The 19,848-nt window shown below is 61.5% G+C and carries 16 protein-coding genes and 2 tRNA genes; 7 read left to right on the plus strand and 11 right to left on the minus strand.

From position 1 onward, the window contains the following. Positions 1–2: 2 nt before the first annotated feature. Positions 3–917 (minus strand): ABC transporter permease subunit, encoded by a 915-nt coding sequence (locus tag PPA02S_RS14800; RefSeq protein WP_028631815.1) that lies wholly within the window; start codon positions 915–917, stop codon positions 3–5. Positions 918–1,074: 157 nt separating this feature from the next. Next, the gene (locus tag PPA02S_RS14805) at positions 1,075–2,211 is read right to left on the minus strand and encodes a branched-chain amino acid ABC transporter substrate-binding protein (protein ID WP_028631816.1); all 1,137 of its coding nucleotides are present in this window, start codon (positions 2,209–2,211) and stop codon (positions 1,075–1,077) included. Positions 2,212–2,599: 388 nt separating this feature from the next. Between PPA02S_RS14805 and pncB the strand changes: the two genes are divergently transcribed. Both pncB and nadE read left to right on the plus strand, forming a co-directional pair. Then, a complete protein-coding gene (pncB, locus tag PPA02S_RS14810) occupies positions 2,600–3,805 on the plus strand; it encodes a nicotinate phosphoribosyltransferase (protein WP_028631817.1) in 1,206 nt (401 codons plus the stop codon). 3 nt (positions 3,806–3,808) lie between these two features. Next, a complete protein-coding gene (nadE, locus tag PPA02S_RS14815; protein WP_028631818.1) occupies positions 3,809–4,636 on the plus strand; it encodes an NAD(+) synthase in 828 nt (275 codons plus the stop codon). A gap of 54 nt (positions 4,637–4,690) precedes the next feature. Here nadE and azu read toward each other — a convergent pair whose 3' ends face one another. From azu to rnr, 9 genes are all read right to left on the minus strand, one after another. Next, on the minus strand, positions 4,691–5,140 hold the full coding sequence (gene azu / locus PPA02S_RS14820) for an azurin (RefSeq protein WP_028631819.1): 450 nt from the start codon (positions 5,138–5,140) through the stop codon (positions 4,691–4,693). A gap of 344 nt (positions 5,141–5,484) precedes the next feature. Beyond that, positions 5,485–7,791, minus strand: a complete 2,307-nt coding sequence (locus tag PPA02S_RS14825; RefSeq protein ID WP_028631820.1) for a YgiQ family radical SAM protein — start codon at positions 7,789–7,791, stop codon at positions 5,485–5,487. A gap of 228 nt (positions 7,792–8,019) precedes the next feature. Continuing rightward, positions 8,020–9,417: a replicative DNA helicase gene (gene dnaB / locus PPA02S_RS14830; protein WP_028631821.1), complete on the minus strand. Its 1,398-nt coding sequence runs from the start codon at positions 9,415–9,417 to the stop codon at positions 8,020–8,022. A gap of 113 nt (positions 9,418–9,530) precedes the next feature. Further along, positions 9,531–9,977: a 50S ribosomal protein L9 gene (gene rplI, locus PPA02S_RS14835; protein ID WP_028631822.1), complete on the minus strand. Its 447-nt coding sequence runs from the start codon at positions 9,975–9,977 to the stop codon at positions 9,531–9,533. A 20-nt stretch (positions 9,978–9,997) separates the two neighbouring features. Further along, positions 9,998–10,861 (minus strand): hypothetical protein, encoded by an 864-nt coding sequence (locus tag PPA02S_RS14840; RefSeq protein ID WP_028631823.1) that lies wholly within the window; start codon positions 10,859–10,861, stop codon positions 9,998–10,000. Positions 10,862–10,894: 33 nt separating this feature from the next. Next, positions 10,895–11,125 (minus strand): 30S ribosomal protein S18, encoded by a 231-nt coding sequence (gene rpsR, locus PPA02S_RS14845; RefSeq protein WP_003249563.1) that lies wholly within the window; start codon positions 11,123–11,125, stop codon positions 10,895–10,897. A gap of 28 nt (positions 11,126–11,153) precedes the next feature. After that, positions 11,154–11,579, minus strand: coding sequence for a 30S ribosomal protein S6 (rpsF, locus tag PPA02S_RS14850; RefSeq protein WP_013974420.1), 426 nt, complete (start codon positions 11,577–11,579; stop codon positions 11,154–11,156). A gap of 306 nt (positions 11,580–11,885) precedes the next feature. Further along, positions 11,886–12,632: a 23S rRNA (guanosine(2251)-2'-O)-methyltransferase RlmB gene (gene rlmB / locus PPA02S_RS14855; protein ID WP_028631824.1), complete on the minus strand. Its 747-nt coding sequence runs from the start codon at positions 12,630–12,632 to the stop codon at positions 11,886–11,888. Then, the gene (rnr, locus tag PPA02S_RS14860) at positions 12,629–15,208 is read right to left on the minus strand and encodes a ribonuclease R (protein ID WP_028631825.1); all 2,580 of its coding nucleotides are present in this window, start codon (positions 15,206–15,208) and stop codon (positions 12,629–12,631) included. The genes rlmB and rnr overlap by 4 nt, the downstream gene beginning before the upstream one ends. A 270-nt stretch (positions 15,209–15,478) precedes the next feature. On the opposite strand from rnr, the gene PPA02S_RS14865 reads away from it, so the two are divergent. The 5 genes from PPA02S_RS14865 (at position 15,479) to PPA02S_RS14885 (ending at position 19,568) form a co-directional block, all read left to right on the plus strand. Further along, positions 15,479–15,565, plus strand: a tRNA-Leu gene (locus PPA02S_RS14865). An 86-nt stretch (positions 15,566–15,651) separates the two neighbouring features. Then, positions 15,652–15,738 (plus strand) — tRNA-Leu (locus tag PPA02S_RS14870). Between the two features lie 126 nt (positions 15,739–15,864). Continuing rightward, positions 15,865–16,887 (plus strand): methyltransferase domain-containing protein, encoded by a 1,023-nt coding sequence (locus PPA02S_RS14875; protein ID WP_028631826.1) that lies wholly within the window; start codon positions 15,865–15,867, stop codon positions 16,885–16,887. Positions 16,888–16,989: 102 nt separating this feature from the next. Beyond that, entirely contained in the window at positions 16,990–18,003 is a 1,014-nt protein-coding gene (locus tag PPA02S_RS14880; RefSeq protein WP_028631827.1) for an extracellular solute-binding protein, read from the plus strand. Then, positions 18,003–19,568 (plus strand): ABC transporter permease, encoded by a 1,566-nt coding sequence (locus PPA02S_RS14885; protein ID WP_028631828.1) that lies wholly within the window; start codon positions 18,003–18,005, stop codon positions 19,566–19,568. Before PPA02S_RS14880 ends, PPA02S_RS14885 begins: the two co-directional genes overlap by 1 nt. The last annotated feature ends 280 nt before the right edge of the window (positions 19,569–19,848 follow it).

A 19,848-nucleotide genomic window follows, 5' to 3' on the forward strand; every position in this document is an offset into this window, starting at 1 on the left:
GATCACACCTTAGCCACGAGTGGGCGACCCAGCAGGCCTTGAGGGCGGAAGATAAGGATGAGCACCAGCAGCGAGAAGCTGAATACGTCCTTGTAGTCCGAGTTGATCAGCCCCGAGAACAGCGATTCGGAGATCCCCAGGATGATGCCGCCAAGCATCGCCCCCGGCAGCGAGCCGATGCCCCCGAGCACGGCGGCGGTGAATGCCTTGATGCCGATGATGAAGCCTGCATAGAAATCGAAAGTGCCATAGTTCATGGTGATCAGCACACCGGCCAGCGCGGCCATCACCGCACCGATCACGAATACGTAGGAAATCACCCGGTCGGTGTTGATCCCCAGGATCGACGCCATCTTGCGGTCCTGCTGGGTGGCACGGCACATGCGCCCAAGCTTGGTGTACTTGATGACATAGGTCAGCAGGCCCATGCCGACGAACGCGGCCACCAGGATGAAGATCTTGGTGTAGGTCAATTGTACGAAGCCACTGCCCACATCGACGCGCCAGGCGCCTTCGAGCAACGTCGGTACACCCTGCTGGCGGGCGCCCTGGCTGATCTGCGCGTAGTTTTGCAGGATGAGCGAAATGCCGATGGCACTGATCAGCGGTGCCAGGCGGGTGGAGTTACGCAGGGGTTTATAGGCGATGCGTTCGATGGTGAAGCCATACACCCCGGTGACCACGATGGTGAACAACAGCGTGCCCAGCATCAACAGGGGGAAGGATTCGATACCGAAGTAAGCCAGCAATGCCAGGCTGATCGCCGCCAGGTAAGCGGAGATCATGTACACCTCGCCGTGCGCGAAGTTGATCATGCCGATGATGCCATAGACCATTGTGTAGCCGATGGCGATCAGGCCATAGACCGACCCAAGGGTCAGGCCATTGACCAGTTGCTGCAGGAAAATACCATCCATAACGCAATCTCACCTGATGGAGACTGCACGGGCGCCGCCCACGGCGGGCCCGGGTCAAGGCGGCCCTCGCAGTGCAGACCCGTGCAGGTCTACGAATAAAGACAGGTACCGCAGGGGCCCGGGCCCAGGGCGTGTGCACCTGGGCCTTGGGCCGTTGTTATTGTTGTTTTTCCAGCTGGTGGTACTTGCCGTCCTTATCCCACTGGTAGACCACGTAGTCGGACACCGTCAGGTCGCCCTTGCTGTCCCACTTCTTCTCACCCATCACGGTCTGCACCGGGTTGGCTTTCAGCCATTTGGCGGCGTCCTCGCCCTTGTTCGACTTGGCGCCGTTGAACGCCGCTGCCAACGCCTGCAGCGAGGCATAGGCATACAGGGTGTAGCCTTCAGGCTCGGTGCCGGCCTTGCGGAATGCTTCCACCACCGCCTTGCTGTCCGGCAGCAGGCGCGGGTCGGCGCCGAAGGTCATGTACACGCCATCGACGTATTGCGCGCCGCCAGCAGTGGACACCAGCTCGTCGGTGACGATGCCGTCGTCAGACATGAACTTCACGTCCTTCAGGCCCTGCTCGCGCAGTTGCCGAACCAGCGGCCCGGCCTCTGGGTGAAGGCCGCCGAAGTACACCACGTCGGCGTCCACGGAGCGGATCTTGGTGACCACGGCGCTGAAGTCTTTTTCGCCACGGGTCAGGCCTTCATACAGCACCGGTTTCACGCCGCGCTTTTCCAGCTGCGCCTTGGTCGCGTCGGCCAGGCCCTGGCCGTAGGTGTCCTTGTCGTGCAACACCGCCACCTTCTTGCCTTTGAGCACATCGACGATGTAGTTGCCCGCGACCACGCCCTGCTGGTCGTCCCGGCCGCACATGCGGAACATGGCAGAAAGGCCACGCTCGGTGACCTGCGGGTTGGTCGAGCCGGGGGTGATGGCGATCACGCCTGCTTCGTCATACACCTCCGAAGCCGGGATGGTGTTGGACGAACAGAAATGGCCGACCACGCCAATGACCTTGTCCTGGTCCACCAACCGGTTGGCCACGGCCACGGCTTGCTTGGGTTCGCAAGCATCATCGCCCTTCACCAGCACGATCTTCTCGCCGTTCACGCCACCTGCCGCGTTGATCTTGTCGGCGGCGGCCTGGGCCCCCTTCATGTATTGCTCGCCAAACGCTGCGTTCGCCCCGGTCATAGGGCCCGCGACACCGATCTTCACGTCGGCCTGAACATACGAAGAAACACCCAGTGCCGTGGCGACGGCCAGGGCCAGAAAACCTTTCTTGTAAAACGTCTGCGACATGAGGTGGTGCTCCTGAATTTTTTTGGTTGGCACTACAACGACTCAGCCCTGTCCTCCGAGCAAGGGCCGTGCCATCAGTTTTACATCGCTGTTAAACACTTCGTTTAACAGGCGTGCCAGCCTGGCATGGCCTTTTGTTACTGAGCGTGCAACCGTCTGCGACGCGCAAGGTGCCACCTTCATCCAGGAATCAGGGCAACTCCACCCTGCCATCATTGCAACCCTGCCCCACACCACCGTGCAACCCGCCTGTAACAAACAACGTCACCGAACTGCACACACGTGGTGCGCCACTGCTACACCCGGCACCGTTTCAAGGCTGGCCGAAACATCAAAGTGAAAAGGCTGGCACAATGGCCGCCATTCGCCGTTTCTGGAGTCACCCCTGATGAGCGAGAGCGCATTCGCCGAGCGCATCGTGCATAACCTGCTCGACACCGATTTCTACAAACTCACCATGATGCAGGCTGTGTTGCACAACTACCCGGATGCCGACGTGGAATGGGAGTTCCGCTGCCGCAATGGCGAGGACCTGCGCCCGTACCTTGGCGAAATCCGTCAGCAGCTCGAACGTCTCAGCGACCTGACACTGGATGACGGGCAGTTGGGCTTTCTGGAACGCATCAGCTTTCTGAAGCCGGACTTTCTGCGGTTTCTGCGGTTGTTCCGCTTCAACCTGCGCTACGTCCAACTGGGCATCGAGGAAGACCAGCTGTGCCTGCGCCTCAAAGGCCCCTGGCTGCATGTGATTCTGTTCGAAGTTCCGCTGCTGGCCATCATCAGCGAGGTCCGTAACCGCCACTTGCACCCGCACATGCGGCTGTCGGAAGCACGCGACCAGCTCTATCGCAAATTCGACTGGCTCAATGCCAATGCCAGCGGAGACGAGCTGGCCGAGATGCAGGTCGCCGACTTCGGTACCCGCCGGCGCTTTTCCAGCCGCGTGCAACAGGAGGTGGTGCGGGTGCTGCGCGACGACTTCCCGGCCCGCTTCGTGGGCACCAGCAACGTCGACCTGGCCTGGAAGCTGGATATCAAACCCCTGGGCACCATGGCCCACGAATGGATCATGGCCCATCAGCAGCTCGGCCCCCGGCTGATCGACAGCCAGATCGCCGCACTGGACTGCTGGGTGCGGGAGTACCGCGGCTTGCTGGGCATCGCCCTGACCGACTGCGTCACCATGGACGCCTTCCTCGGTGACTTCGACCTGTATTTCGCCAAGCTCTTCGACGGCCTGCGCCATGACTCCGGCGAGCCGGTGGCCTGGGCGGAAAAGGCCATCGCCCACTACCAGCACCTGGGCATCGACCCGATGACCAAGACCCTGGTGTTCTCCGATGGCCTGGACCTGCCCCGGGCGCTGCAAATCTTCCGTGCGCTGCGCGGTCGCATCAACGTAAGCTTTGGTATCGGCACCAACCTGACATGCGACATCCCGGGGGTGGCGCCGATGAGCATCGTGCTCAAGATGACCGACTGCAACGGCGCCCCGGTGGCGAAGATTTCCGACGAGGCGGCCAAGACCCAGTGCCGCGACCCGAATTTCGTCGCCTACTTGCGTCATGTATTCAAAGTCCCCAGCAAGGAGTAACCCATGCAAGCGGTTCAACAGGAAATTGCCCAGGCCCTGAAGGTACAGCCGCCGTTCGCCGACGCCGCTGCCCTGGACGCCGAAGTCGCCCGGCGTGTGGCGTTCATCAAGGGCTGCCTGGCCAACGCCCGCCTCAAGACCCTGGTGCTGGGCATCAGCGGCGGTGTCGATTCACTCACCGCTGCACTGCTCGCTCAGCGCGCCATCAACGAGCTGCGTGCAGAAACCGGCGACAAGGCCTACACCTTCATCGCCGTACGCCTGCCCTACCACGTCCAGCACGATGAGCATGACGCCCAGGCCTGCCTGGAAGTGATCAAGGCCGACGAAGTACACACCGTCGACATTGCCCCTGCGGTGAAGGCACTGGCCGCCGAGGTGGTCGAGCTGAAGGCCGGTTCGCCCACCCTGGTGGACTTCGTGGTCGGCAACGTCAAGGCGCGTACGCGCATGGTGGCGCAGTACACCATTGCCGGCGCCCGTGCTGGGCTGGTGATCGGTACCGACCACGCCGCCGAAGCGGTAATGGGCTTCTTTACTAAATTTGGTGACGGTGCCTGCGACCTGGCCCCGTTGAGCGGCCTGGTGAAGCGCCAGGTACGGGCGATTGCGCGCAGCTTCGGTGCGCCCGAGTCACTCGTGGAGAAGGTGCCAACGGCCGACCTGGAAGACCTGGAACCGGGCAAGCCGGACGAAGCGTCGCACGGTGTGACGTATCAGCAGATCGACGACTTCCTGCAGGGGCAACCCATCGACCAGGCGGCGTTCGACATCATCGTCGCCAACTACCGCAAGACCCAGCACAAGCGCGAGCTGCCGTTTGCGCCGTAACAATGCATTGGGGCCGCAAAGCGGCCCCAATGACACGTACCCACGCGCTTCAGATCACTTGACGACAACCTTGCCCTTCATCATCGAGATGTGGCCAGGGAAGGTGCAGAAGAAGCTGTAGTCACCGCCGGCATCCAGCTTGGAGGTGTCGAACTTGATCTCGGTTTCTTTCTCAGGCGCACCAATCATCTTGGTGTGGGCAATGATCGCGGCGTTGTCGGCCTTGATGTAGTCCTTCTCCAGGCCCTGGCTCATGCCTTCGGTCGCAATGCCCTGCATGTCGGCAGTCTTGCTGATGACCAGGTTATGGCCCATGACGTTCTTCGGCAGGTTGCCGGAGTGCGTCAGTTTTACCGTGAACTCCTTGCAGCTCTTGTCGACGGTAATTTCCTTGGTGTTGTACGACATCTGGTCGGTGGAATCGACAGTCACCGAACACTCGGCTGCGAAGACAGAGGCGCTGGCGAGGGTCAGCAGGGATACCGCTACAGCTTTCGCAAACATCATGAATCTCCTTGGCAGGGTTTTATCAATTGCGAGACTGCCTTATACCGTTCAGCCCCTCGCTGATGTGGGTCAACGGGGTGTCAATAGGCCAGGCAGTTGAATTGCTCAATGGATTGTATACAACCAATCTAAAGGCACATCATGCCCCTTTATTAGACGATGGGACAACCACTCATTTAGGAGCAATACCAAATGCCCATGTCCCGCCTCATCAACAGCCTGCTCGCCGCTTACGCACACGCAGCCACCGGGGCGATCTGCGAATTCTCGCGCCCGGAATAACAGCTGGTTGAAGGATTCACAGTGTTGCGGGGCCGCCAGGCGGCCCCGAACGAGGTCGACTAGCGCGGGATGACCGGCTGACGCGGTTTCTTGCCCTTGCCCGCTTTACCACCTTTGCCTGCATCCTTGCGCTCTTTGGCGGCTTGCTGGTTGCGCGCGAATGCTTCGGCCTTGGCCTTTTCTCGCTTGTCCCAAGGCTTGCTGCCATCACTGGCACGCGGCGGCAGGCCGGTGTGCTGGGTCAGCACCTTCTGCTCCTTGGCCACTTTGTGGCTACCTGCAGGCGTGGAGTTCTTGCGCCGAGCACTCTGGTAGGTGTCCGATTGCGGCTGGTGCAGGGGGATCAGCTGGTGCTTGCCCGGGCCGATCAGGTCGGCGCGGCCCATGCGCTCCAGCGCCTCACGCAACATCGGCCAGCCCTTGGGGTCGTGATAGCGCAAGAATGCCTTGTGCAGCCGGCGTTGCTCGTCGCTCTTGACGATATCCACGCCTTCGCTCTTGTAGGTCACCTTGCGCAGCGGGTTCTTGCCCGAATGGTACATGGCCGTGGCCGAGGCCATCGGCGAGGGGTAGAACGCCTGCACCTGGTCGGCGCGGAAGCCGTTGCCCTTGAGCCACAGGGCCAGGTTCATCATGTCTTCATCGGTGGTGCCTGGGTGCGCGGCGATGAAGTACGGGATCAGGTACTGCTCCTTGCCCGCTTCTTTCGAGAACTTCTCGAACATGCGCTTGAAGCGGTCGTAGGTGCCGATACCCGGCTTCATCATCTTGTCCAGCGGGCCACGCTCGGTGTGCTCCGGGGCAATCTTGAGGTAACCGCCCACGTGGTGGGTGACCAGCTCCTTCACGTATTCCGGCGACTCGACCGCCAGGTCGTAGCGCAGGCCCGAGGCAATCAGGATTTTCTTCACACCTGGCAAGGCACGGGCCTTGCGGTACAGCTCGATCAACGAGCTATGGTCGGTGTTGAGGTTCTCGCAGATACCGGGGAACACGCACGACGGCTTGCGGCAGTGCTTTTCGATGTCCGGGCTTTTACAGGCGATGCGGTACATGTTGGCGGTCGGGCCGCCCAGGTCAGACACCACGCCGGTGAAGCCAGGCACCTTGTCGCGCATTTCTTCGATCTCGTGGAGGATCGACTCATGCGAGCGGTTCTGGATGATCCGGCCTTCGTGCTCGGTGATCGAGCAGAAGGTGCAGCCGCCAAAGCAGCCGCGCATGATGTTCACCGAGAAACGGATCATCTCGTAGGCCGGAATGCGCTCCTTGCCGTAGGCAGGGTGCGGCACACGCGCATACGGCATGCCGAACACGTAGTCCATTTCTTCGGTGCTCATGGGGATGGGTGGCGGGTTGAACCACACATCCACTTCGCCGTGTTTTTGCACCAGGGCGCGGGCGTTGCCGGGGTTGGTCTCCAGGTGCAGCACGCGGTTGGCGTGGGCATACAGCACCGGGTCGTTGCGCACTTTCTCGAACGAGGGCAGGCGGATCACCGACTTGTCGCGGGTCATGCGCGGGCTGTCGAGAATCTGCACCACCTTGGCTTCGTTCGGGTCTTCCTGGTCGCCTTTGGCCTGCTCGATGGCGCAGGCCTGGGTGTCCTGGGTATTCACGTAGGGGTTGATGATCTGGTCGACACGGCCCGGGCGGTCGATGCGGGTGGAGTCGATCTCGTACCAGCCTTGCGGGGTATCGCGGCGCACGAACGCGGTGCCACGTACGTCGGTGATGGTGTCGATGCGCTCGCCGTTGGACAGGCGCTGGGCCACTTCGACCACGGCGCGCTCGGCGTTGCCGAACAGCAGGATGTCGGCGCTGGCGTCGATCAGGATCGAGTGGCGGACCTTGTCCTGCCAGTAGTCGTAATGCGCGATACGGCGCAGCGAGGCCTCGATGCCGCCCAGCACGATCGGCACGTGCTTGTAGGCTTCCTTGCAGCGCTGGCTGTACACCAGGCTGGCACGGTCAGGGCGGCTGCCGGCCAGCCCGCCCGGGGTGTAGGCGTCATCGGAGCGGATTTTCTTGTCCGCAGTGTAGCGGTTGATCATCGAGTCCATGTTGCCTGCAGCCACCCCGAAGAACAGGTTCGGCTCGCCCAGCTTCATGAAGTCGTCTTTGGACTGCCAGTTCGGCTGGGCAATGATGCCCACGCGGAAGCCCTGGGCCTCCAGCAGGCGGCCGATGATGGCCATGCCGAACGACGGGTGGTCGACGTAGGCATCCCCGGTCACGATGATGATGTCGCAGGAATCCCAGCCGAGCAGATCCATCTCCTCCCTGCTCATTGGCAGGAAAGGTGCTGGCCCGAAGCATTCGGCCCAGTACTTGGGATAGTCGTAGAGTGGTTTGGCTGCTTGCATGTCAGTGACCGGTTCTGGTGTGCAGGAAAATCGCGGGCGCGAAATATAGCACAAATTTTAACCAAGTCCGACTGGAATCGTAGGGGATAGGTGGGTTGCGCGACAGTTGGTGTAAAGGCCTACGGGTGCCCGCCGTGATGATGACTTCGCTTGTCAAATCGAGCGCCGCCCTCGCGGCGCTTGAACTCAACAACACTGAAACCAGCAAGGCGAACGCCTGGTCGAGCCTTACTCGTCGTCGTCGAAGTTGTACATCCCCGGCGCCAGGTTCTCGAAGCGGGTGTATTTACCAATAAACGCCAGCCGCACAAAACCAATCGGCCCGTTACGCTGTTTACCGATGATGATTTCCGCCACGCCCTTGTGTTCGGTTTCGGGGTGGTACACCTCGTCACGGTAGACGAACATGATCACGTCGGCGTCCTGCTCGATTGCACCGGATTCACGCAAGTCGGAGTTCACCGGGCGCTTGTTCGGGCGTTGCTCCAGGGATCGGTTCAGCTGGGAGAGCGCGATGACCGGGCAGTTGAATTCCTTTGCCAGTGCTTTCAGCGAGCGGGAAATCTCGGAAATTTCATTGGTACGGTTGTCACCGGCCGACCCCGGGATCTGCATCAGCTGCAGGTAGTCGACCATGATCAGGGCAATTTCGCCGTGTTCGCGGGCCAGGCGCCGGGTACGCGCACGCATCTCCGATGGGCTGATGCCGGCGGTATCGTCGATGAAGAGCTTGCGGTCGTTGAGCAGGTTCACAGCCGAGGTCAGACGGGGCCAGTCATCATCGTCCAATTGCCCGGAACGCACCTTGGTCTGGTCGATACGGCCAAGCGACGACAGCATACGCATGACCAGCGATTCGCCTGGCATCTCCAGCGAGAACACCAGCACTGCCTTGTCGGTACGCAGCACCGCGTTTTCAACCAGGTTCATGGCGAAGGTGGTTTTACCCATGGAGGGTCGTCCCGCAACGATGACCAGGTCGGCCGGCTGCAAGCCGCTGGTTTTCCCGTCCAGATCGGTAAAGCCGGTGGACACCCCGGTGATATCGCTGTCGGAGTTGAACAGTGTATCGATACGGTCGATGGCCTTGGTCAACAGCTCGTTGACCCCCACCGGGCCACCGGTCTTGGGCCGTGCCTCGGCGATCTGGAAGATCTGCCGCTCGGCATCGTCGAGGATTTCTGCGGCATCGCGCCCCTGCGGGTTGAACGCGTTGTCGGCAATGTCGGTACTGATGCTGATCAGCTGGCGCAGCGTGGCCCGCTCGCGAATGATCGCGGCGTACGCCTTGATGTTGGCCACCGACGGCGTGTTCTTGGCCAGTTCGGCGAGGTACGCCAAGCCACCCACCTGCGTGGAAAGGCCTTCCTTGTCCAGCTGCTCGTGCAGGGTCACCACGTCGAATGGCTGGTTGGCGTCGGCCAACTTGTGCACGGCACGGAAGATCAAACGGTGGTCATGCCGATAGAAGTCGCCATCCGACACCTGGTCCAGCACCCGCTCCCAGGCATTGTTGTCCAGCATCAGGCCACCGAGCACGGCCTGTTCGGCCTCGATGGAATGCGGCGGCACCTTCAGGGCTGCGGTTTGCAGGTCAAGCTGTTCGGAGGAAGTGATCTCGTTCATGTCCACGGAAGAATTCTGGAGGATTAGAAACACAAAGGGCACGGCCTGTCGAAGACAGGACCGTGCCCGATGTTAACCGGCTGACACCTGACGGGCCAGCCGGTCAGCGCAGCTTAGGCAGCTACGACGACCACACGTACAGTGGCTTCAACGTCGCTGTGCAGGTGCACGGCTACGTCGTATTCGCCAACCTGACGGATGGTGCCGTTCGGCAGACGCACTTCAGCTTTGGCCACTTCAACGCCAGAGGCGGTCAGGGCGTCAGCGATGTCGTGGGTGCCGATCGAACCGAACAGCTTGCCTTCGTCGCCAGCGGTGGCAGTGATGGTCACTTCCAGCTCGGCCAATTGGGCAGCGCGGCTTTCAGCCGAAGCTTTCTTGTCAGCGGCTGCTTTTTCCAGCTCGGCGCGACGCTCTTCGAACGCAGCCAGGTTGGCGGCGGTCGCAGCGGTGGCCTTGCCGAATGGCAGCAGGTAGTTACGGCCGTAGCCAGCCTTAACATTTACTTTGTCGCCCAGGTTACCCAGGTTGGCGACTTTTTCCAGCAGGATCAGTTCCATTTGGTAAAACCTCTTAACTTTTAACCTTCACCGTTCGCGGAGTCATTCCCCTTGGGGGACTTGCGACCGCGAAAATCAATCAGGCTGTCGACAATGGCCAAAACCACCAGCAACGGATAAATCAGCTGCATGATCAGCGGCAACGTCACGTACATCCCCACCAGCCAGAAACCAGCCAGTCGGCCCTGTGCCACGAGCCCATGCATCAACGCGATGCCGGCCAGCACCAGTACCAGGCTCGAAGCCGATGCCAGGATGATGAACTGCGGCCCGATGAACGGGGCCACCACCATCACTGCCACCAAGACCGCCATGGTCTGTTTCGGCAACTTCAGTGCGCGAAATTCGCGACCGAAGCCTCCAGGGTTGTACAACGCTGCCTGCCAATAACGCGCCAGCACCAAAGCCAGCACGCAGAACAATTGCACCGTCACGGCTGTGGAAGCGACCAGCACAGGGCGGATCGTTTCGCCGGAGAGCACCGGTTGCCCCTCGACTTGCGGCATGGCGTCGGAAAACGCCTTGGCCAGCGCATCGAAGGTCGGGGCCAGCGCCAGATCGAGCACGTGGCTGAAAACCACGGCGAACACGGCGCTGACCACCAGAACCCGGCTCCAGGAATGCTCGCCACGCAACATGGCGGCCAAGGCCAGGGCACCGGCGATCACCATGAAGGTGATCGGATCGCCCATGACCCACACGGCCAGCCCGGCGAGCAAGCCGCCGGCGATGACCGTTGTAGCATCCTTGAAACCCCGCCGCAGCAGCACAAGGCTGCCGGCAGCGGCACTCAACCAGAACAGCAGCGGCAGTACCGCGCTGATGACCACCACCAGGGTAGCCTGCACACGACCGCGCATGATGAAACTTGCTAACGCTCGCATGCTAATCCCTTACTGCTTGTCGACGACCCGGTCTCAGCGGCCGTGGCTGTCGGTGTAGGGCAGCAGGGCCAGGAAGCGGGCGCGCTTGATAGCGGTAGCCAGCTGACGCTGATAACGAGCTTTGGTACCGGTGATACGGCTTGGAACGATCTTGCCGGTTTCGGATACGTAAGCTTTCAGGGTGTTGAGATCTTTGAAGTCGATCTCTTTCACGTCTTCAGCAGTGAAGCGGCAGAATTTACGACGACGGAAGAAACGTGCCATTTAATAGGCTCCTCTAAAGGTCCGTGGATTACTCGTCAGCGTTATCGCTGGAGTCGCTGTCATTGCTGTCGTCGCCATCGGCGGACTCGGCATGCTCAGGACGCTCGCGACGCTCACGGCGCTCGCTGCGGTTTTCTTCAGCCTTCAGCATCTCGGACTGACCGGTAACGGCTTCGTCACGACGGATGACCAGGTTACGGATAACGGCATCGTTGTAGCGGAAGTTGTCTTCCAGCTCGGCCAGGGCCTTGCCAGTGCACTCAACGTTCAGCATCACGTAGTGAGCCTTGTGAACATTGTTGATTGCGTAGGCCAGTTGACGACGGCCCCAGTCTTCCAGGCGGTGGATCTTGCCACCATCTTCTTCGATCAGCTTGGTGTAACGCTCAACCATGCCGCCGACTTGCTCGCTCTGGTCCGGGTGAACCAGGAAGATGATTTCGTAATGACGCATGAATGCTCCTTACGGGTTAGTAGTCTGCCAGCGAATCTGGTCAGACAAGGAGTGAATGACACTGTATGTCTTGCACGGTGGGGAGGCACATGCGCGCCTGCCAGGTCGGCAAGGGGCGCAATTGTAGAGAAGGCCGCGCGTACAAGCAAGGTGATTGGTGATTATTTGAACAGTCTGAAATCTATTCACAAGCTGCCGGCCCTTTCGCGGGTGAAACCGCTCCCACAGGCTTCGGCCTAGCATCAAGCCTTGCACACTACCTGCGGGAGCGGGCTCACCCGCGAAGACGCCACGACGGGCTGATGATCAGCGCTTGGCCTGGCGCTGACGCACGGCTTCGAACAGGCAAACCCCGGTAGCCACCGACACGTTCAGGCTGCTGACACTGCCGCCCATCGGCAACTTGACCAGGAAATCACAATGCTCACGGGTCAGGCGGCGCATGCCCCTGCCCTCTGCGCCCATGATCATCACCAGCGGGCCGGTCAGGTCCTGCTGGTAGATTTCCTGCTCGGCCTCACCGGCGGTACCCACGACCCACAAACCGCGTTGCTGCAGTTTCTCGAGCGTGCGTGCCAAATTGGTTACAGCTACCAGCGGGATCACCTCTGCGGCTCCGCAGGCCACCTTGCGCACCACGGGCGTCAGGGTGGCGGACTTGTCCTTGGGCACCACCACCGCGGTGGCACCGGCCGCATCGGCAGTGCGCAGGCAGGCACCCAGGTTGTGCGGGTCGGTCACGCCATCGAGCACCAGAATCAGCGGCGGGGTTTCGGTGCGCTCGAGCAACTCTTCGAGCATCAACTCACCCCACACCTGGCTAGGGCTCACCTCGGCGACCACGCCCTGGTGAACGCCCTCGACCCAGGCATCAAGTTCGCGGCGCTCGGCCTGGCCGACCGCCACGCGGTTGTCGGCAGCCAGCGCCAGCAGGGCCTGCAGGCGCGGCTCGCTGCGCCCTTCCGACAGCCAGATCTGCTTGACCCGCTTCGGATGGTGCTGCAGCAATGCCTGCACGGCATGCACGCCGTAGATTTTTTCCAGCTGACTCATGACTTGCTCTTGCTCTTGCGTTGGGTACCGGACTTCGACGGGCCTTTACGGTGCTTGGTGGGCTTGCCGGTGGCCTTGCTGCCCTTCTCGGACTTGCCACTGGCATTACCGCCGGTGCGGGCCTCGGTCATCAACGCCTTTTTCATTTCGCGGCTTTTACGCACTTCGCTGTTGCGCTGTACGGCGTCCTTGGGGAAGTACGCTTCGGCGGTTTCGCTCTTGCGGCTGCGCGGCTTCGGTGTGGCCTTGGCCTCTACCGGTTGCGCCTGCTCGGCGGGGGCGCCGGCAGGGGCTGCGCCACGCTGCTTGCGGCCAATCGGCGCGGCGAGGGTCTTGTCAGCCACCTCGAAGTCGATCTTGCGCTCGTCCAAGTCAACGCGCATGACCTTCACCTCGATGGTGTCACCCAGGCGGAAACTGCGCCCGGTGCGCTCGCCGGACAAGCGGTGGTGCACAGGGTCGAAGTGGTAGTAGTCGCCCGGCAGTGCGCTGACGTGCACCAGCCCTTCCACATAGATGTCAGTCAGCTCGACGAACAGGCCAAAGCCCGTCACCGCCGTGATTACACCCGGGAAGGTTTCGCCCACACGGTCCTTCATGAACTCGCACTTGAGCCAGTTGACCACGTCACGGGTCGCTTCATCGGCCCGGCGTTCGGTCATCGAGCACTGCTCACCCAACTGCTCGAGGGTGTTCTCGTCGTACGGGTAAATGCGCGCTTTGGGGATGCTCATGGCGCCGGCACGCTTGACGTGCGGGGTATCCACCTTGGAGCGGATGATGCTGCGGATGGCGCGGTGCACCAACAGGTCGGGGTAACGGCGAATCGGCGAGGTGAAGTGGGTGTACGCCTCGTAGTTCAGGCCGAAATGGCCGTTGTTGTCGGTGCTGTACACCGCCTGGCTCAACGAGCGCAGCATCACCGTCTGGATCAGGTGGAAGTCCGGGCGCTCGGCGATACTCGCCAGCAGGGCCTGGTAATCCTTCGGCGACGGGTCCTTGCCCTTGTGCAGCGACAGGCCCAGCTCGCCCAGGAAGGCGCGCAGTTTTTCCAGCCGCTCCGGCGGAGGGCCGTCGTGCACACGGTACAGGGCCGGCACGCCATGCTTCTGCAGGAACTCGGCAGTGGCCACGTTGGCAGCCAGCATGCACTCTTCGATCAGCTTGTGCGCATCGTTACGCACAGTGGGGCGAATTTCCGCGATTTTGCGCTCTTCGCCGAAGATGATGCGGGTTTCCTGGGTTTCGAAGTCGATGGCACCGCGGGTATGGCGGGCATTCAGAAGCACCTTGTACAGGTTGTAGAGGTTCTTCAGGTCTGGCACGACCGCCTTGTATTCCTCGCGCAGGGCCTTGCCTTCACGGGTTCGGGAGTGCTCGAGCATGCTGCTGACCTTGTTGTAGGTCAGGCGGGCGTGGGAATGGATCACCCCTTCATAGAACTGGTAGTCGACCATCTGCCCAGCCTTGTTCATGGTCATTTCGCACACCATGGCCAAGCGATCGACATGCGGGTTCAGCGAGCAGAGGCCGTTGGACAGCTCCTCCGGCAGCATCGGCACCACGCGCTCCGGGAAGTACACCGAGTTACCCCGCTGCTGGGCCTCCACATCCAGGGCAGAACCCAGGCGAACGTAACTGGAAACGTCGGCGATGGCCACGTACAGGCGCCAGCCACCGGAGAACATGCGCAGCTTGCCCAGCGGCTCGCAATACACGGCATCGTCGAAGTCGCGGGCATCTTCGCCGTCGATGGTGACGAACGGCAGATGGCGCAGGTCGACGCGCTTCTCCTTGTCCTTCTCCTCGACTTCGGAGCGGAACTTGCGCGCCTCCTTGATCACGTCCTGGGGCCATACGTGGGGGATATCGTAGCTGCGCAGGGCAACGTCGATTTCCATGCCTGGGGCCATGTAGTTACCGATGACCTCCACCACGTCGCCTTGCGGCTGGAAGCGCGGGGTTGGCCAGTGGGTGATCTTGATCTCGACGAACTGGCCGATCTTTGCCCCGCCGTTACGCCCCGCGGTTACCAGCACTTCCTGCTGGATCTTGGGGTTGTCGGGGGTCACGTAGCCGATGCCGCCTTCTTCGAAATAGCGGCCCACCACGCTTTCGTGGCCTCGGGAAATGACTTCGACCAGCACGCCTTCGCGCCGGCCGCGGCGGTCGACACCCGAGACACGGGCAAGGCCGCGGTCGCCGTCGAACACCAGGCGCATCTGCGAGGGGCTGAGGAACAGGTCTTCGCTACCGTCATCGGGGATGAGGAAGCCGAAGCCATCGCGGTGGCCGGACACACGGCCACAGATCAGGTCCAGCTTGTCCACCGGGGCATAAGTGCCGCGCCGGGTATAGATAAGCTGGCCATCGCGCTCCATGGCCCGCAGACGCCGGCGCAGGGCTTCGATCTGGTCTTCTTCGTGCAGACCGAACTCTGCCGCCAGCTCCTCGCGTGCGGCCGGTTCGCCACGGTCGGCGAGGCGCTGCAGGATCAGCTCACGGCTGGGAATGGGGTTGTCGTATTTTTCCGCTTCGCGAGCGGCCTCGGGATCGAGGGATTGCCAATCGGCCATCAGAAGGGGTTCACCTTGGGGTATATAGATAGGAATTCTGGCATAGGCGTATTGAAACCGGAAATGTCAGCCTTGGACAGCCCCAGTGGCGTGTCCGGCGAACGGGAATAGGCTCGTGAAATCAACAAGTTGAATTTTTTGAGATTTTTTTTGATCGGGGGCTTTACAGCCCTCGGAGGCATCCGTATAGTGCGCACCACAACGACGGACAACCCCGCAGTTGTAGTAGAGATGAACGGCGCTGTAAAGCATCTTTTATCTCGAATGTGTGCCCAGGTGGCGGAATTGGTAGACGCGCTGGTTTCAGGTATCAGTGACTTAACGGTCGTGGAAGTTCGAGTCTTCTCCTGGGCACCAAGATTTTCAAGTAATAGATGACCAAGGATCTGTTACTACTGTGTGAAGCGAACAATAGTCGCCTTCACCAGACGATGTAAAGCTTTGCCCAGGTGGCGGAATTGGTAGACGCGCTGGTTTCAGGTATCAGTGACTTAACGGTCGTGGAAGTTCGAGTCTTCTCCTGGGCACCATACAAAAACCCACTAGCTTGCTAGTGGGTTTTTTCTTGCCTGCTGGTTTTGTAATGTCCATCCGGATTTGCAATACAGAATCATTCTCATCTAGCATCTGGCTTTCTCTCATGGAGCGAGCCTGCAATGAGCATGGACCTGACTACCCCTCACCCGCTTCAAGCCTGCTGGGACCTGCAACTGGCAGGTCTGGCCGCCGACGCCCTGCGCACGGCACTCACGGTTGAACTGTTCGATCACCTGCAGCACTTCACTGCCCCCGCGCAATTGGCCAAGGCACTGGACCTTGAGCCCTTCAACACGGGCTACCTGCTGGAAATGCTCTGGGCCCAAGGGCTGCTGGAGCGTGATGAGCACGGCAACCAGTACCGCAATGGCGACACTGCCCGCCGTTACCTGATCCGCAGCGCGCATGATTACTGCGGTGACGCCCTGCTGTTCCGACACCAGGTACTGCGCCAGGCAGGCGCGCCCCTGGAGCAGGCGCTACGTAACGGCCTGCCGCCGGCTACAGCGCCCGGCCCAGAGATGGCTCGCCGCTGGGCAGAGGCAGCGCGGGTGCAGATTGCCCAGGAGCAGCAAGCGGTGACAGCCGACGTTGCGTGCCAGTTGGTCGACCGGCTGCCCCACGCTACGCGCCTGAAACACATGCTGGACCTGGGCGGCGGGCCAGGCCTGGTTGCCATCGCCCTCGCTGAACGGTTCAAGGCATTGCAGGGCACGGTGTTCGACTTTGCCGAAACCGCTGCCGTTGCCCAGGACAATATTCTGCGCGCGGGGCTGGAGAAGCGCCTGAATATCATTGGTGGTGATCTGGACCATGACGGGTTTGGCAGTGGTTATGACCTGATCTGGTGCTCGTCGGTGTTCCACTTCGCCCGTGACCTCGATGGGGTGATACGCCGACTTCATACGGCGCTCACCCCCGGCGGTGTGCTGATGTGCTGCCACGCCGAAGTGCCACGCAACCGGCACACGGCAGCGCGGGTACTGCCTTATTACCTGCATATGCGCATGCAAGGGCGGCATGTATTGCCAGCCGGCGAACTGGCGCAGCGGCTGCGCAATGCCGGGTTCGCGGATGTTCACCAGGAGGATGGCCTGAGGTACCCGGTGGCGCCGGTGACGGCAGTGGTTGCCTGTAAGTGATGGCAGCACACAACCATGAATTTCTTCTCACGTGGCCACTTGAGAAACGATTTCGTTTACCATTGTTTCCAAATATGTAGCCGTAAGCGAGGAAGTACCCGCATGACGATCCGCCCGCAACCGCTGATGCGCACCCTGGCTGCCGCCGTGCTGAGCCTGGTCATCGGCGCTCCGGCCGCCATGGCAGACGCCCCGGTCACCCTGACCATGTACAACGGTCAGCACAAGGAAATCGGCGAAGCCATCGCCAAGGCCTACGAGGCCAAGACCGGCATCCATATCAATATTCGCAAAGGCAGCAGTAACCAGCTGGCCAGCCAGATCATCGAGGAAGGCGACCGCTCGCCCGCCGACATCATCTACACCGAAGAGTCGCCGCCGCTGAACAACCTGGGCGAACTGGGCCTGCTGGCCAAGATCGACGACGCTACCCTGAACATGTTGCCCAAGGAATATGTGGCCGCCAATGGCAGCTGGATGGGCGTTACCGCCCGTACCCGTGTGGTGGTGTTCAACCCGAAGAAGATCGACGAGAAAGACCTGCCCACCACGGTAATGGACTTTGCCGACCCGGAATGGGACGGGCGCGTCGGCTTCGTGCCGACCAGCGGTGCATTCCAGGAGCAGGCCGTGGCCATCCTCAAGATGCATGGCCGCGAGGCCACCGAAGAATGGCTCACAGGCCTGAAAGCATTCGGCAAGACCTACACCAACAACATGGTGGCGCTGAAGGCCGTTGAAAAAGGTGAAGTGGCTGCTGTGCTGGTGAACAACTACTACTGGTACGCCCTGGAGCGCGAGCGCGGCAAGCTCGACTCCAAGCTGTATTACCTGGCCGATGGCGATGCCGGCAACCTGGTGACCATCTCTGGTGCTGCGGCGGTGAAGGCCAGCAAACACCCCAAGGAGGCTCAGGCCCTGCTGAACTGGATGGCCAGCGAAGAAGGCCAGCGGGTGATCACCCAGACCACCGCCGAGTACCCACTGCACAAAGGCATGGTGTCTGACCGCGGCCTCAAGCCATTCGAAGACCTGCGCCCACCGAAGATCTCGCCAGCCGACCTGGGCAACGCAGAGGAAGCGATCGAACTTGAACGTGAGGTCGGCCTGCTCTGATGACTGCCGCCTTGACCCAGCCGGCGCCGGTACGCTTCGTGCCGCGCCGCAAGCGCCCCTCTGTCTGGGTGGTGCTGCCCGTACTGTTCCTGGTCGCCATGAGCCTGCTGCCCTTGCTCTATGTGGCCATCAAGGCCTGGGAAGCCGGCTGGCGAGAGGCGCTGCACCTGCTGTGGCGGCCCTTCGTATGGGGGTTGATGCGCAACACCCTGCTGCTGATGGTGGGTGTAACGCTGACCTGCATGGTGGTGGGCCTGGCGCTGGCCTGGCTGCTCGAGCGCAGCAACCTGCGCGGTCGCAGGCTTTGGGGGGTAGTGCTGTGCCTGCCCTTTGCGGTGCCATCCTTTGTCAGCAGCTTCACCTGGGTATCGCTGAGCTCGGACTTCGAAGGCCTGGGCGGGGCGATCCTGGTGATGGCCCTGTCAAAGTACCCTTTGGTGTTCTTGCCCGTGGCAGCCACCCTGCGCAACCTCGACACCTCCCTGGAAGAGTCGGCGCGTACCCTGGGCTGCAGCCGCTGGGGGGTGTACCTCAAGGTCACCCTGCCACTGCTGTGGCCGTCGATGCTCGGTGGCGCGCTGCTGATTGCCTTGCACATGCTGGTGGAATTCGGCGCCCTGTCGATCCTCGGTTTGCAGACCTTCACCACGGCGATTTACCAACAGTTCGAACTGGAGTTCAGCAACGCCAATGCCGCCATGCTGTCTGCCGTGCTGCTGGCAATGTGCCTGGTGATGCTGTGGCTGGAGCTGCGTGTACGCGGCAAGGCTCGCCATGTGCGCATTGGCCAGGGCGTGGCGCGCCGGGCGCAACCCGTTCGGCTGGGTGGTTGGGCACTGCCCGCGCAGCTGTTCTGCCTGGGCCTGGCGGTACTGGGCAGCGGCATCCCATTGGCGATGCTCGGTTACTGGTTGAGTGTGGGGTCGTCGGCCGCCTTCCCGGTAGCAGCCATTTCCAAGGCGCTGTTCACATCGCTTTCGGTATCGCTGGGCGGCGCGGGCTTCTGCGTGCTGCTGGCTTTGCCGATCAGCTTCCTGGTGGTGCGCTACAAAGGCCGCCTGGCCATCTGGGCAGAGCGCCTGCCGTACCTGCTGCACGCCCTGCCCGGGCTGGTGATCGCCCTGACGCTGGTGTTCTTCGCCCTGCACTATGTGCCGGCGCTGTACCAGACGTCGGCACTGTTGCTGCTGGCCTATGCGCTGCTGTTCCTGCCGTTGGCCCAGTCACCCGTACGCACCGCGCTGAACAAGGCCTCGCCAACGCTTGAAGAGGCCGCCAGAACGCTGGGCGCGAGCAGCTTCACGGCCTTTTGCAGGGTCACGTTGCCGATCATCTTCCCCGCCATGGCGGCCGCCTTTGCCCTGGTGTTCCTGGATGCCATGAAGGAACTCACCGCCACATTGCTGCTAAGCCCGACCGGCATGACTACCCTGGCCACCGAGGTTTGGGCGCACACGGCCAATGTCGAGTTCGCGGCAGCGGCGCCGTATGCGGCGCTGCTGATTGTGGTGTCGGGGTTGCCGGTGTATTTGCTGACTACGCGAATGTATCTGAACAAGGCCTGATCAGCGCACAAACGTCAGGCATAGCGCGGCGCGCTCCCACAGTGATTGCGCCAGCTTTGAGATCTTGTGGAAGACAGTTTCATCTACAAGGATTGCGCAATTTTTCTGACTAGCAGTGTGGGTGCCTCTGCGGGAGCCTGATTCTGCTGTCTGTATCGTTGGTGACCTTCTGCGTCTGGTACTTCAGCCGCCAACGCCCCGCAGCCCTGCTGCGACCAAGGCCAGTTGGGCGCTTCCGCCTGACCAGGCGCCTTCACCGGTGAACCCCCATCCTGTGGGA

It is taken from the genome of Pseudomonas parafulva NBRC 16636 = DSM 17004 (genome assembly GCF_000730645.1).
Lineage (GTDB): Bacteria > Pseudomonadota > Gammaproteobacteria > Pseudomonadales > Pseudomonadaceae > Aquipseudomonas > Aquipseudomonas parafulva.

Excerpts from the sequence above, each read along its gene's own strand:
- PPA02S_RS14800 (WP_028631815.1), bottom strand. The coding sequence starts at position 917 with ATGGATGGTATTTTCCTGCAGCAACTGGTCAATGGCCTGACCCTTGGG.
- PPA02S_RS14805 (WP_028631816.1), bottom strand. The coding sequence starts at position 2,211 with ATGTCGCAGACGTTTTACAAGAAAGGTTTTCTGGCCCTGGCCGTCGCC.
- pncB (WP_028631817.1), top strand. The coding sequence starts at position 2,600 with ATGAGCGAGAGCGCATTCGCCGAGCGCATCGTGCATAACCTGCTCGAC.
- nadE (WP_028631818.1), top strand. The coding sequence starts at position 3,809 with ATGCAAGCGGTTCAACAGGAAATTGCCCAGGCCCTGAAGGTACAGCCG.
- azu (WP_028631819.1), bottom strand. The coding sequence starts at position 5,140 with ATGTTTGCGAAAGCTGTAGCGGTATCCCTGCTGACCCTCGCCAGCGCC.
- PPA02S_RS14825 (WP_028631820.1), bottom strand. The coding sequence starts at position 7,791 with ATGCAAGCAGCCAAACCACTCTACGACTATCCCAAGTACTGGGCCGAA.
- dnaB (WP_028631821.1), bottom strand. The coding sequence starts at position 9,417 with ATGAACGAGATCACTTCCTCCGAACAGCTTGACCTGCAAACCGCAGCC.
- rplI (WP_028631822.1), bottom strand. The coding sequence starts at position 9,977 with ATGGAACTGATCCTGCTGGAAAAAGTCGCCAACCTGGGTAACCTGGGC.
- PPA02S_RS14840 (WP_028631823.1), bottom strand. The coding sequence starts at position 10,861 with ATGCGAGCGTTAGCAAGTTTCATCATGCGCGGTCGTGTGCAGGCTACC.
- rpsR (WP_003249563.1), bottom strand. The coding sequence starts at position 11,125 with ATGGCACGTTTCTTCCGTCGTCGTAAATTCTGCCGCTTCACTGCTGAA.
- rpsF (WP_013974420.1), bottom strand. The coding sequence starts at position 11,579 with ATGCGTCATTACGAAATCATCTTCCTGGTTCACCCGGACCAGAGCGAG.
- rlmB (WP_028631824.1), bottom strand. The coding sequence starts at position 12,632 with ATGAGTCAGCTGGAAAAAATCTACGGCGTGCATGCCGTGCAGGCATTG.
- rnr (WP_028631825.1), bottom strand. The coding sequence starts at position 15,208 with ATGGCCGATTGGCAATCCCTCGATCCCGAGGCCGCTCGCGAAGCGGAA.
- PPA02S_RS14875 (WP_028631826.1), top strand. The coding sequence starts at position 15,865 with ATGAGCATGGACCTGACTACCCCTCACCCGCTTCAAGCCTGCTGGGAC.
- PPA02S_RS14880 (WP_028631827.1), top strand. The coding sequence starts at position 16,990 with ATGACGATCCGCCCGCAACCGCTGATGCGCACCCTGGCTGCCGCCGTG.
- PPA02S_RS14885 (WP_028631828.1), top strand. The coding sequence starts at position 18,003 with ATGACTGCCGCCTTGACCCAGCCGGCGCCGGTACGCTTCGTGCCGCGC.